Annotated in this window: 10 protein-coding genes; 8 read left to right on the top strand and 2 right to left on the bottom strand. The window is 72.8% G+C overall.

Features of this window, described 5'->3' with window-relative positions:
- Positions 1 to 54 precede the first annotated feature (54 nt).
- The 4 genes from AC0KTA_RS13845 (at position 55) to AC0KTA_RS13860 (ending at position 6,044) form a co-directional block, all read left to right on the top strand.
- Positions 55 to 2,388 (top strand): glycosyl hydrolase family 18 protein, encoded by a 2,334-nt coding sequence (locus AC0KTA_RS13845; protein WP_481055435.1) that lies wholly within the window; start codon positions 55 to 57, stop codon positions 2,386 to 2,388.
- Positions 2,389 to 2,678: 290 nt separating this feature from the next.
- Complete coding sequence (deoC, locus tag AC0KTA_RS13850) at positions 2,679 to 3,686, top strand: deoxyribose-phosphate aldolase (protein ID WP_481056414.1); 1,008 nt, start codon at positions 2,679 to 2,681, stop codon at positions 3,684 to 3,686.
- A gap of 5 nt (positions 3,687 to 3,691) precedes the next feature.
- Positions 3,692 to 5,128: an aldehyde dehydrogenase family protein gene (locus AC0KTA_RS13855; RefSeq protein WP_481055436.1), complete on the top strand. Its 1,437-nt coding sequence runs from the start codon at positions 3,692 to 3,694 to the stop codon at positions 5,126 to 5,128.
- Positions 5,121 to 6,044: an aldehyde dehydrogenase family protein gene (locus tag AC0KTA_RS13860; RefSeq protein ID WP_481055437.1), complete on the top strand. Its 924-nt coding sequence runs from the start codon at positions 5,121 to 5,123 to the stop codon at positions 6,042 to 6,044. The genes AC0KTA_RS13855 and AC0KTA_RS13860 overlap by 8 nt, the downstream gene beginning before the upstream one ends.
- A gap of 258 nt (positions 6,045 to 6,302) precedes the next feature.
- On the opposite strand, the gene AC0KTA_RS13865 is transcribed toward AC0KTA_RS13860, so the two are convergent.
- Complete coding sequence (locus tag AC0KTA_RS13865; protein WP_481055438.1) at positions 6,303 to 6,764, bottom strand: hypothetical protein; 462 nt, start codon at positions 6,762 to 6,764, stop codon at positions 6,303 to 6,305.
- 384 nt (positions 6,765 to 7,148) lie between these two features.
- On the opposite strand from AC0KTA_RS13865, the gene AC0KTA_RS13870 reads away from it, so the two are divergent.
- The 4 genes from AC0KTA_RS13870 to AC0KTA_RS13885 all read left to right on the top strand — a co-directional run bounded on the left by AC0KTA_RS13870 (position 7,149) and on the right by AC0KTA_RS13885 (position 11,663).
- A complete protein-coding gene (locus AC0KTA_RS13870; RefSeq protein WP_481056415.1) occupies positions 7,149 to 8,270 on the top strand; it encodes a sensor histidine kinase in 1,122 nt (373 codons plus the stop codon).
- On the top strand, positions 8,267 to 8,956 hold the full coding sequence (locus AC0KTA_RS13875; protein ID WP_481055439.1) for a response regulator: 690 nt from the start codon (positions 8,267 to 8,269) through the stop codon (positions 8,954 to 8,956). The genes AC0KTA_RS13870 and AC0KTA_RS13875 overlap by 4 nt, the downstream gene beginning before the upstream one ends.
- A 135-nt stretch (positions 8,957 to 9,091) precedes the next feature.
- Positions 9,092 to 10,324 (top strand): alpha/beta hydrolase family protein, encoded by a 1,233-nt coding sequence (locus AC0KTA_RS13880; protein WP_481055440.1) that lies wholly within the window; start codon positions 9,092 to 9,094, stop codon positions 10,322 to 10,324.
- Positions 10,325 to 10,373: 49 nt separating this feature from the next.
- A complete protein-coding gene (locus tag AC0KTA_RS13885; protein ID WP_481055441.1) occupies positions 10,374 to 11,663 on the top strand; it encodes an ROK family protein in 1,290 nt (429 codons plus the stop codon).
- A gap of 22 nt (positions 11,664 to 11,685) precedes the next feature.
- On the opposite strand, the gene AC0KTA_RS13890 is transcribed toward AC0KTA_RS13885, so the two are convergent.
- Positions 11,686 to 13,065 carry a GH1 family beta-glucosidase gene (locus tag AC0KTA_RS13890; protein WP_481055442.1) on the bottom strand — a complete coding sequence of 460 codons (1,380 nt, stop codon included), beginning with the start codon at positions 13,063 to 13,065 and terminating at the stop codon, positions 11,686 to 11,688.
- Position 13,066: the final 1 nt, after the last annotated feature.

A 13,066-nucleotide genomic window follows, 5' to 3' on the forward strand; every position in this document is an offset into this window, starting at 1 on the left:
CGGCGCCACCCGACCCCCAAGGAGTCACCCGCACGACACACCCCGAGGAGAGCCATGACCCCCACACGAAGAGGAACCAGGAGCACACCCGGAGTCTTACGACGAGCGACCAGAGTCCTGCGCGGCCGCACCGCCGTCCTGCTCGCCGCCCTGCTGCTGCCCGCCGCCCTGCTCACCGCGCTGACCGCCGGCGCGGCCCCCAAGGCAGGCACCCTCACCGCGGCCTTCAGCACCGAGGGCAGCGGCTCGTCCTGGCAGGGCAAGTACGTCGTCCACAACAGCGGCTCCACCGCGTCCACCGACTGGACCCTTGAGTTCGACCTGCCGCCGGGCGTCACCGTCAGCGGGCACACTCACGGCGAGGCGACCGTCTCGGGCAGCCACGTCACCGTGAAGAACGCGTACTACAACGGCAGGGTCCCGGCGGGCGGTTCGACCGAGCCGTACAGCTACCAGTTCACGGCGAACGGCCCGATGGGCACGCCGACGGGCTGCACCATCAACGGTGACAAGTGCGACGGCACCCCCGACAAGCCGCCCACGGCCCCCGGCACCCCGACGGTCACCACGGCCACGGCCCGCACGGTCTCGCTGAGCTGGCCCCCGGCCGGAGCGGGCGACCACCCGGTCACGACGTACGAGGTCTTGAACGGCACCGACGTGGCCGCGACCAGCACGACGACGACCGCGACCGTCAAGGACCTCACCCCGGCCACCCGCTACACCTTCACCGTCCGGGCCAAGGACCGCCGCGGCAACACGGGCCCGCCGAGCGCCCCGGTCACGGCCACCACGGTCGACCCGGCCACCGACCCCACCCCGCCCACGGCCCCCGGCAACCTCCGCGCCACCGCCACGACGTCGTCCTCCGTGGCGCTGGCCTGGAGCAGGTCGACGGACAACGTCGCCGTGGCCGCGTACGACGTCTACCGCGGGCAGACACTGGCGAAGACGGTCCCGGCGGACACCACGGCCACGACGGTCGAGGGCCTGTCGCCCGCCACGGCCTACACCTTCACGGTCAAGGCGCGCGACACCGCGGACAACGCGTCACCGGCCTCGAACGCCCTGTCCGTCACCACCGACGACGTGGCGGGCCCCGGCAACCACCTCAAGGTCGGCTACTTCGCGCAGTGGGGCATCTACGGCCGCCAGCACTTCGTGAAGAACCTGGACACGTCCGGCGCCGCCGCGAAGCTCGACGTCATCAACTACGCCTTCGAGAACGTCGATCCGGTGAACCACACCTGCCTGGCCGGGGTGGTCAAGGGCGTCTCGGGCAACCCGCAGGACCCGGACGAGGGCACGGGCGCGGGGGACGCGGAGGCGGACTACGGCCGCGCGTTCTCCGCCGCACAGTCGGTGGACGGCGTGGCGGACGACGGCTGGGGGAAGCTGCGCGGCAACTTCAACCAGCTGAAGAAGCTCAAGGCCAAGCACCCGCACCTCAAGGTCGTCGTCTCCCTCGGCGGCTGGACGTTCTCGAAGTTCTTCGCGGACGCGGCGGCGACACCCGCTTCCCGGGAGAAGTTCGTGAAGTCCTGCGTGGACGTGTGGATCAAGGGCAACCTGCCGGTCTACAACGGCGCGGGCGGCCCCGGTTCCGGCGCGGGCGTGTTCGACGGCATCGACATCGACTGGGAGTGGCCGGGCTCCGAGGGCCACCCGGGCAACCACTGGGGCCCCGCCGACAAGAACAACCTCACCGCGCTCCTCGCCGAGTTCCGCACACAGCTCGACGCACTCGGCGGCGAGCACAAGCTCCTGACCGCGTTCACCCCCGCGGACCCGGCGAAGATCGAGGCGGGCTGGGACCTCTCCAAGATCTTCGACTCCCTCGACTACGCCAACGTCCAGGGGTACGACTTCCACGGCGCCGGAAGCGACAACTCCTGGGAGCCAAAGCGGACCGGCCACCAGGCCAACCTGCACCGCGACGCGCAGGACCCCTACCCCTTCGACTTCAGCGTCGAGCGCGCCGTCAAGACGTACCTCGACGCGGGCGTCCACCCGCGCAAGCTCACCATCGGCTTCCCCTTCTACGGCCGCGGCTGGAAGGAGGTCGCCGACGGCGGCGCCAAGGGCGAATGGCAGTCGGCGAACGGCGCGGCGCCCGGCCAGTTCCCGGAGGAGGCGGGCACCAGGGGCTACCACAACCTGCTGACCAGCATCCCGAACCTCACGGTCCACCACGACGAACAGTCCGTCTCCACCTACGGCTACACCGGCAACGGCGGCCAGTGGTGGAGCTTCGACGACCCCTGGTCGATCACCAAGAAGACCGACTGGCTCAAGTCCAAGGGCCTGCTCGGCGGAATGGTCTGGGAGATGTCGGGCGACACCCCCACCGGCACGCTCATGACGGCACTGGACAACGGCCTGAAGTGAGGCGAGCCCACCCCCGTGGTGGAAGCAGGCAGCGCAACGAGGGACCACCCCAAGTCCGACAGCAAACGGGGGGCGGGTGGGAAACACCCACCACAAAGCAGGCAGCGCAACGAGGGACCACCCCAAGTCCGACAGCAAACGGGGGGGGGTGGGTGGGAGACATCCGCCGCGAAGCAGGCGGTGCACGTGCGGCCACCCCGGCCGGGGTCACCCCACCCCCGCCCGGCCGGGCGCCCTAGCCCACCCCCCTGTACAGCTGCTACGCGCGTAGATATGCTCCCCTCGTGACCATGCGGACGACTCCACCCACACAGACAGACGCGGCCGCCGCGGCACCGCCCCCCGCCCAGGCCGCCCCCGGCGCCGGCGCCTTCGACGACGTCACCGCGTCGGCGACCACCCTGCGCCGGTTCCTGCACGGCCTGCCGGGCGTGGACGCGGTCGGCCTGGAGGCCCGCGCGGCGGCGCTCGGGACGCGTTCGATCAAGACCACGGCGAAGGCGTACGCCATCGACCTGGCCATCTCCATGATCGACCTGACGACCCTGGAGGGCGCGGACACCGCGGGCAAGGTCCGGGCGCTCGGCGCGAAGGCGGTCCACCCGGACCCGACCGACCGCACCACCCCGACGACCGCCGCGGTCTGCGTGTATCCGGACATGGTGGCGACGGCCAAGCAGGCCGTGGCCGGCAGCGGCGTCAAGGTCGCCTCGGTCGCGACCGCCTTCCCGGCGGGCCGCGCCGCCCTCGGCGTGAAGCTCGCCGACGTCCGCGACGCCGTCGCGGCGGGCGCGGACGAGATCGACATGGTCATCGACCGCGGCGCGTTCCTCGCGGGCGACTACATGAAGGTGTACGAGGAGATCGTCGCCGTGAAGGAGGCCTCCGCGCAGGCCCGCCTGAAAGTCATCTTCGAGACCGGCGAACTCTCGACGTACGACAACATCCGCCGCGCGAGCTGGATCGGCATGCTCGCCGGCGCGGACTTCATCAAGACGTCGACCGGCAAGGTCGGGGTGAACGCGACCCCCGCGAACACCCTCCTCATGCTGGAGGCCGTCCGCGACTTCCGCGCCCAGACCGGCGTCCAGGTGGGCGTGAAGCCCGCGGGCGGCATCCGCACCTCCAAGGACGCCGTCAAGTTCCTGGTCCTGGTCAACGAGACCGCGGGCGCGGACTGGCTGGACAACCACTGGTTCCGCTTCGGCGCGTCCAGCCTGCTCAACGACCTGCTGATGCAGCGCCAGAAGCTGGCCACCGGCCGCTACTCCGGTCCTGACTACGTGACGGTGGACTGATCACCATGGCATCGACTTTCGACTACGCACCGGCGCCCGAGTCCCGCTCGGTCGTCGACATCGCCCCCTCCTACGGCCTGTTCATCGACGGCGAGTTCACCGACGCCGCGGACGGCAAGGTCTTCAAGTCCGTCAGCCCGGCCACCGAAGAGGTGCTCTCCGAGGTCGCGCGGGCGGGCACGGAAGACGTGGACCGCGCCGTCAGGGCGGCCCGCAAGGCCTTCGAGAAGTGGTCCGCGCTCCCCGGCGCCGAGCGCGCGAAGTACCTCTTCCGCATCGCCCGCATCATCCAGGAGCGCAGCCGCGAGCTGGCCGTCCTGGAGACCCTCGACAACGGCAAGCCGATCAGGGAGACCCGCGACGCGGACCTCCCCCTGGTCGCCGCGCACTTCTTCTACTACGCGGGCTGGGCCGACAAGCTCGACCACGCGGGCTACGGCGCGAATCCGAAGCCGCTGGGCGTCGCGGGCCAGGTCATCCCCTGGAACTTCCCGCTCCTGATGCTGGCCTGGAAGATCGCCCCGGCCCTCGCGACCGGCAACACGGTGGTCCTCAAGCCCGCCGAGACGACCCCCCTCTCGGCCCTGTTCTTCGCGGACATCTGCCGCCAGGCGGGCCTGCCCAAGGGCGTCGTCAACATCCTTCCCGGGTACGGCGACGCGGGCGCGGCCCTGACCGCCCACCCGGACGTGAACAAGGTCGCCTTCACCGGCTCCACGGCCGTCGGCAAGGAGATCGCCCGCACCGTCGCCGGTACGGACAAGAAGCTCACGCTCGAACTGGGCGGCAAGGGCGCCAACATCGTCTTCGACGACGCGCCGATCGACCAGGCCGTCGAGGGCATCGTCACGGGCATCTTCTTCAACCAGGGCCAGGTCTGCTGCGCGGGCTCCCGCCTCCTCGTACAGGAGTCGATCCAGGAGGAACTCCTGGACTCCCTCAAGCGCCGCCTCACCACCCTCCGCCTGGGCGACCCGCTCGACAAGAACACCGACATCGGCGCGATCAACTCCGCCGAGCAGCTCGCCCGCATCACCGCGCTCGCCGAGACGGGCGAGGCGGAGGGCGCCGAGCGCTGGTCGGCCCCCTGCGAACTGCCGAGCTCCGGCTACTGGTTCGCCCCGACGCTCTTCACGAACGTCACGCAGGCGCACACCGTCGCCCGCGACGAGATCTTCGGCCCGGTCCTGTCCGTCCTCACCTTCCGCACCCCGGAAGAGGCCGTCGCCAAGGCCAACAACACGCAGTACGGCCTGTCGGCGGGCATCTGGACGGAGAAGGGCTCGCGCATCCTCGCGGTCGCGAACAAGCTCCGCGCCGGGGTCGTCTGGGCCAACACGTTCAACAAGTTCGACCCGACCTCGCCCTTCGGCGGCTACAAGGAGTCGGGCTTCGGCCGCGAGGGCGGCCGCCACGGCCTGGAGGCGTACCTCGATGTCTAAGGAATCACTGGGCGGCTCCGCCGCGGGCGCAACGCGCCTGAGCGTCTTCAAGACCTACAAGCTGTACGTGGGCGGCAAGTTCCCGCGTTCCGAGAGCGGCCGGGTGTACGAGGTGACGGACCCTAAGGGCAAGTGGCTGGCCAACGCGCCGCAGTCGTCCCGCAAGGACGCCCGTGACGCGGTCGTGGCCGCGCGCAAGGCGTTCGGCGGCTGGTCGGGGGCGACCGCGTACAACCGCGGGCAGGTCCTCTACCGCGTCGCGGAGATGCTGGAGGGCCGCCGCGAGCAGTTCGTCCGCGAGGTCGCCGACGCGGAGGGGCTGTCCAAGTCCAAGGCCGCCGCGGTCGTGGACGCGACGGTCGACCGCTGGGTCTGGTACGCGGGCTGGACGGACAAGATCGCCCAGGTCGTGGGCGGGGCGAACCCGGTCGCGGGTCCCTTCTTCAACCTCTCCACGCCGGAGCCGACGGGCGTCGTCACCGTCGTCGCCCCCCAGGAGTCGTCCTTCCTGGGCCTGGTGTCGGTCGTCGCCCCCGTGATCGCGGCCGGCAACACGGCCGTCGTCATCGCCTCCGAGAAGGCCCCGCTCCCCGCCCTCTCCCTGGGCGAGGTCCTGGCCACGTCGGACGTGCCCGGCGGCGTCGTCAACGTACTGAGCGGCAACACCCGGGAGCTCGCCCTCCCGCTGGCCGCCCACCAGGACGTGAACGGCATCGACCTGGCCGGTGCGGGCGCCGAGCTGGCGAAGGAGTTGGAGGTGGCCGCGGCGGACAACCTGAAGCGTGTGCTTCGTCCACAGGCTGTGGACGCGGACTTCGCCGGCTCCCCCGGCACTCACCGTCTGACCGCCTTCCTCGAGACGAAGACGGTCTGGCACCCGACGGGGTCGCTGGGCGCCTCGGGCTCGTCGTACTAGGCCCCCTGGGGGGGCTCCGCCCCCCCAGACCCCCCTTTCCCACCCACCCGCCCTTGCTGCTCCTGACGGGACGTAGTCGGCACACCCCGGCAACTACCGACCCGCCCGGCGACGTTCCAGCCCGTCCGGCGTTTGAGGACGAGGCCGCAGGCCGATCGGCGGGGGCCTGTCCCACCCGCCCGGGACCCCCACCTCGGGGGCCCGGGGGCGGAGCCCCCGGTTTCGGGAAGGGGCGGGATTGGGGAGAGCCCCGCAGGGTCACCCCGGCAGCGCCCCCGTCACCGCCCCCACCCCCGGCATCTCCGACAGCGACCCCTGGGTCAGCGGTCCCGTCACCATCCCGGTGGACACCGGCTTGAAGTCGGCTACTTGTGTGCCCACACCGTTGTCGAGCGGATCCACCCCGGTCCCCGCCAGGGGGTTGAGCTTCAGGTTCTTGACGGGCGCCAACCCCCCACCCGCGGCCCGCTGCACCCCATAGAGCAACGCGTTCCCCGCGGTGGCCGGATCGACGTCACCGATCGGCGTGGCAACCCCGGGCGCGGGCGCCTCCGCGGGCGCGGCACCCGCGGCCCCGCCCCCGAGCCCCAGCGCCGCCCCCGCCACGGAGAGACCGAGCCCCGCCCGCAGCAGCGCACGGCCCGCAGAGGAAAACGTGGACGTCGTGGAAGTCGTCGGTGCCGCGTGCCGCGCCGCGTGCCGTTCAGGGTGTCGAGCCATGGGGACCGCCTCCACGGAATATACGTAAGTAATCGAGCGTGCACGAAGAGTAGTTGACCCAGGCGCCCCGTATCAAAGACCGCACAGCCCCTCCGAGGCCCACGGAACCGTCACCACCCCCACTCCCCTAGAGGCACATCCCCACCTCCCCCTGAAGAGCTACGCCCCAAAACCGCCCCCCAGCGGGACGCGCACCACCCCCGCGGTCGCTTAGCGTCACCAAGGCCACCACCGCCCCGCCAACAGGCCGACCGGCACCGCCTCCTGGCCCCGGGCCCAGCTCGAAGGACACCCGCCGTGCCCGACCGCACACTCCCTCCGAAAGCCCTCCCCCTCCCACCCCTGACGTGGCCCCGCCCTCTCCGCCGCCTCCCCCACACCTTGGTGGTCCTCGCCGCCGTGGCCCTCTCCGCGACCGGCGCGGACCTGACCGCCAGGCTCCTGGCGGTCGTCCACGCGGTCACGCTGGTGCTGGCGCTGCGCAACCCCGTCCAGGCCTGCTGGCTCTCCCTCGCGTGCTTCGTCGGCATCAGCGTCGGCCACCCGCCGACGCCGGACAACGACATCTGGGCATGGGTGGTGCACGCGTGCGTCCTGTTCTTGCTGTCCCTGCGGATCCCGCTGCCCCCGGCGGCCGCGGCGGCGGCCGTGAGCGCCGCCGCGGGCGCGGCCTTGAAGGCGGCCGGAGCGGGCGTCGGCTCCTGGTCGACGGTCGCGGCGGGCACCGCTCTCTTCGGCGCCGCCCTCCTCGTGGGCGCCGTCCGCCGGGGCCGCCGCGAGGACCGGGCCCGCCTCGCGGAGCAGACCGCGGCGACCGCGCACGAGCGGGCGCGGCGCACCGTACTGGAGGAGCGCGCACGCATCGCCCGCGAGCTGCACGACGTGGTGGCCCACCACATGTCCCTCATCTCCATCCAGGCCGACGCCGCGCCCTACCGCGTACCGGACCCGCCGCACGAACTGGTCACCGAGCTGGCGGCGATCCGCGCCAACGCCCTCGAAGGCCTCGCCGAACTGCGCAGGCTGCTCGGCCTGCTGCGCCCGGACGCCCCCGGCGACGCCCCGGCCGACACCACCCCGCAGCCCTCCCTCGCCCAACTCGACGCCCTGCTGGACCAGGTGCGGGCCGCCGGGCTTCCGGTGGCCGCGCGGGTCGAGGGGACGCGGCGCCCGCTGCCGCCGGGCGTGGAGCTGTCGGCGTACCGCATGGTCCAGGAGGCGCTGAGCAACACCCTGCGGCACGCCCCCGGCGCCGATACGGCCGTCGAACTCGCCTACGGCCACGCGACGTTGGCGCTGCGCGTCACGAACGGCCGGGCCGCGTGGCCCGCCCCGCCCTCGCCCGGCGCGGGCCACGGCGTCACCGGCATGCGGGAGCGCGCCGCGATGCTCGGCGGCGACTTCGCGGCGGGTCCCACGCCGGAGGGCGGGTATGAAGTCACCGCGACCCTCCCGACCGCCGCCGCACCCACTCCGGCCCCCACGGACAAGGACACCCCCGCATGACGATCCGCGTGGTGATCGCCGACGACCAGGCGATGGTCCGCGACGCCTTCTCGGTGTTGCTCGGCGCCCAGCCCGGCATCGAGGTCGTCGGCACGGCGCGGGACGGCGCGGAGGCCGTCACCCTCGCCGAGGAGCTGCGGCCGGACGTGATCGTGATGGACATCCGCATGCCCGGAGTCGACGGCCTCGACGCCACCCGCCGGATCACCGCACACCCCGACGCACACCCGAAGATCCTCGTCCTGACCACCTTCAATCTCGACGAGTACGTGTACGAGGCGCTGCGCGCGGGCGCCGCCGGCTTCCTGCTCAAGGACGCCTCGGGCGTCGAACTCGCCGAAGCGGTACGGGTGGTGGCGGGCGGCGACGCGCTGCTCTCCCCCGACCTCACCCGGCGTCTCATCGCGGAGTTCGCGCGCCTGAGCGCCGGGGCCGGGCCCGGGCCTGGTCAGCAGCGGTCCGACGTGCGGATCGACGCCCTCACCGGCCGGGAGACCGAGGTGCTCGCGCGGATCGCGCAGGGCCTGTCCAACGCGGAGATCGCCGCCGCCCTGACCGTCGCCGAGGAGACGGTCAAGACGCACGTGGGCCGCATCCTGCACAAGCTCGGGCTGCGCGACCGTACGCAGGCGGCGGTCTTCGCGTACGAGAGCGGCCTCGTCGTACCGGGCGGCACGGTGCCGTAAGGCCGCCTGGCTCTGCGGAGCCACCCGCGAGGTTGGCTCCGCGGCGGGATTCGCCGCCCCGGCTCGGCTCCTACTTTCGAAGGGCCGAGGCCGCCGCAGCACGGTGCGCGGCCACGAGACCGGGAGCTCCCGCACATGAAAACGACCAAGCCGCGCCGTCGCGGAGCCATGGCCGCCCTCCTCACCTGTGCCCTCGCCACTGAATCGATCGTTCTATCTACTGGCGAGGACAAGACCCCGGCCCACTCGTCCACCATCGCCACGCAGTCCCGGATCCCGCGCCTCCAACTGCCGACCCCCACGGGCCCGCACGCCGTCGGCCGTACCTCCCTCCACCTCGTCGACCACAGCCGCCGCGACCCGTGGGTGCCGAAGGCCGGCGCGCGGGAGCTGATGGTGACGCTGTACTACCCGGCGCGGAAGGGCACCGGCACCCCGGCCCCGTACATGACCACCAAGGGCGCCCGGCTCCTCCTTAAGGACCGCGGGATCGACGACGTCCCGCCGAAGGTCCTGAGCGGCACCCGCACCCACGGCCGCACGGGCGCGACGCCCGCCCGCGGAACGTATCCGCTGGTGCTCCTCTCGCCCGGCTTCGAGGTTCCCGGCACCACGCTCACGGGCCTGGCCGAGGACCTGACGAGCCGCGGGTACGTCGTCGCGGTGACGGACCACGCGTACGAAGCCGTGGGCGTCGAGTTCCCCGGCAAGGGCACCCTGCCGTGCGCGGCCTGCGGCCGGGTCGACGAGAACACCTTCGAGCCCGCGGCGCGCGGCCGCGGCGATGATCTCTCGTACGTCCTCGACGTACTGACCGGAAAGCCGAAAGAAGCGACGGACGGCGAGCGGCCGGCGTGGCGGCATGCGGGCCTGATCGACAAGAAGCGCGTCGGCATGGCCGGGCACTCGCTCGGCGGCGCGGGCACCGCCGCCGCCATGGCGAACGACGGCCGGATCCGCGCGGGCGCGAACCTCGACGGCCCCTTCCCGGGCCTCGGGCCCGCGGCGGACCTGTCCGGCCGCCCGTTCCTGATGCTGGGCACCGCGGCCGACCACAGCCCGGGAGGCAGGGACAGGACCTGGGACACGGCATGGGACCGGCTGGGCGGCTGGAAGCGGTGGGCGACGGTGACCGGCGCCGACCACTTCGCGTTCACCGACCTGGCCACCCTGGCCGGGCAGTTGGGCGAGGACGACCCCGAGGGGCTGCCGGGCAAGCGGGCCGCGGAGATCACCCGCGACTACGTCGGTGCCTTCCTCGACCTGCACCTGCGCGGCAGGCACAGCCCGCTCCTGGACGGCCCGAGCGCGGCGAACCCGGAGGTCGTCCTCCAGCACCACCCGCGCCGGGCGCCCCGTCCTCGCTGACGGCTCCTGAGGGTCGCTCGCGGATGCGTCGCATAGGCTCACACCCACGATGAACAGCAGTGATACGTCCGCGACCCCGCCCAAGGCCGACAAGGCGACGGTGCGCAGACACAACCTCGGTCTTGTCCTGCGCACCGTTCACGGCGAGGGCAAGGCGACCCGGGCCGGGGTCGCCGCTCGGGTCGGGCTGACCCGGGCCGCGGTCTCCTCTCTCGTCGACCAGCTCCTCACCGACGGCTTCCTGACCGAGTGGGGCAAGACGTTCAGCGGACAGGCGGGCCGCCCGGGCACGGCCCTGAAAGTGGCGCGCACCGGTCCCGCCGGGCTCGGCGTCGAGATCAACATCGACTACGTCACCGTGTGCGTCGTCGATCTGGCGGGCACCGATCGCGTACGCCTGGTGGAGCGGATGGACAACCGGGGCGCCACGCCCGGCCCTGTCCTCGCGCAGGCGGCACAGATCGCGGCGCGGGCTTTCGAGTCGGCGGCCGAGCAGGAACTGCGCCCGGTCGCCGCCGAGTTGGCGCTGCCCGGCCTGGTGTCGGGCGGCACGGTGCGGCAGGCACCGAACCTCGGGTGGAACCGGGTGCCGGTCGAGGGGCTGTTCGCGCAGGCGCTCACCGCGCTGCGGCCCGCGCAGCGCGCGCTGCCGGTCGGCGCGGACAACGAGGCGAACCTGGCGGCGATGGCCGAGCTCTGGTTCGGCGGCTGCGCGGGCGACGGCGGCGGGGACCGGGACCAGGACCGGGACCGGGGCCAGGGCCGGGTGGACAGCTTCATCTATCTCAGCGGCGAGATCGGCATCGGCGGCGCGCTCGTCCTGAACGGTCAGCTGCTGCGCGGGGCGCACGGGTTCGCCGGTGAGATCGGGCATGTCGTGCTGGATCCGGACGGGCCGAACTGCCGGTGCGGAGCGCGCGGATGTCTGGAGCAGTATGCGGGCCAGGCGGCCCTGTTGCGTGCGGCGGGTCTCGACGAGGCGGCGGGGGCGGCAGGCATCACGGAGCTGGAGACCCGGGCCCGCGCTGGCGACGATCGCGCCCTGACCACGCTGGAGAGCGCCGGGCGGCATCTTGGCCGGGTGCTGTCCGGCGCGGTGAATCTGGTCGATCCGGACGCGGTGGTGCTCGGCGGGGTCTTCCGCCGCCTGACGCCGTGGCTGGCGCCCGCCGCGGACGAGGAGCTGACGGCCCGTGTCGTCTCGGGCCTGTGGTCGCCCGGCAACGGCCGGCTGCGCGCGTCGTCCTCGTCCGGCGACGCGGCGCGCGGCGCGGCCGCCCGGGTCGTCCGCGAGGTCCTGGCGGACCCGGCGGCGTACGCGGAACACGGGGCGGGCTGAGGGCTTCCGGCTCTCCCGCGCATCACCCGCGATGCGCCGCGATCAGCTTCCGGTACCAGTGGTAGCTGTCCTTCGGCGTGCGCCGCTGCGTGTCGTAGTCGACGCGGACGATGCCGAACCGCTTCGCGTAGCCGAGGGCCCACTCGAAGTTGTCCAGGAGCGACCAGACGTAGTAGCCGCGCACGTCGACGCCCGCGTCCATGGCGGCGCGCAGGGCCGTGAGGTGGTCGTGCAGGTAGGCGACGCGGTCGGCGTCGTGCACGGCGCCGTCCGCGGCGGCCTCGTCGTGCTCCGCCGAGCCGTTCTCCGTGATGTGGATCGGCGGCAGCGCGTCACCGTACGTCTCCTTGAGGGAGGTCAGCAGGTCCGTGAAGGTCTCGGGGACGACCGGCCAGCCCATCGCCGTGCGGCGCACGCCCGGATACGCCGTCTCCGCGTACCGGTTGTCGGTGGCGACGCGCAGCGCGGGGTCGGGCTCGCGGTGCGGGGCGTCGGCGACGACGATCGGCCGGTAGTAGTTGACGCCGAGGAAGTCCAGTGGCTGGGCGATGAGTTCGAGGTCGCCGTCGCGCCGGAAGTCCTGCCGGGTGATGAGCTCGCCCCAGGTGTCCTCGTCCGTGGCCGGGTAGCGGCCCGCGAGGAGCGGCTCGGTCCACACGAGGTTGTGCTGGGTGTCGGCGCGGACGACGGCGGCACGGTCGGCGGCCGAGCCGGTGGCGGGGACGTTCCGGTCGAGGTTGAGGGTGATGCCCGCCTCGCGCACGCCGGCCGCCCGCAGCGCCTGCATGGCCAGGCCGTGGCCGACGAGCAGATGGTGTGCGGCGGCGAGCGCGCCGGTGCCTTCCTGGGCGCCGGGCGCGTGGCGGCCCACCGAGTAGCCGAGGAAGGCGCTGCACCAGGGCTCGTTGAGGGTGATCCAGCGCGGGACCCGGTCGGCGAGGTGCTCGGCGACGATCGCCGCGTACTCGGCGAACCGCTCCGCGGTCGCACGGACCCGCCAGCCACCTCGGTCCTCCAGGGCCTGCGGCAGGTCCCAGTGGTAGAGGGTGGCGGCGGGTTCGATGCCCGCCTCCAGCAACTCGTCCACCAGGCGGGAGTAGAAGTCGAGGCCCTTCTGGTTCGCGGGCCCCTCCCCGGTCGGCTGGATGCGCGGCCAGGCGATCGAGAAACGGTACGAGTCGACGCCGAGGGCGCGCAGGAGCGCCACGTCCTCGGGGTAGCGGTGGTAGTGGTCGCAGGCCACGTCGCCGGTGTCGCCGCCGACGGTCCGGCCGGGGGTGTGGCTGTAGGTGTCCCAGATGGAGGGTCCGCGTCCGTCCTCGTCCGCGGCGCCCTCGATCTGGTACGAGGCGGTGGCCGCGCCGAACACGAAGCCCGGCGGGAAGGTGGGGAACTCGTTCATG

The sequence above is a fragment of the Streptomyces sp. Y309 genome, from assembly GCF_056712025.1.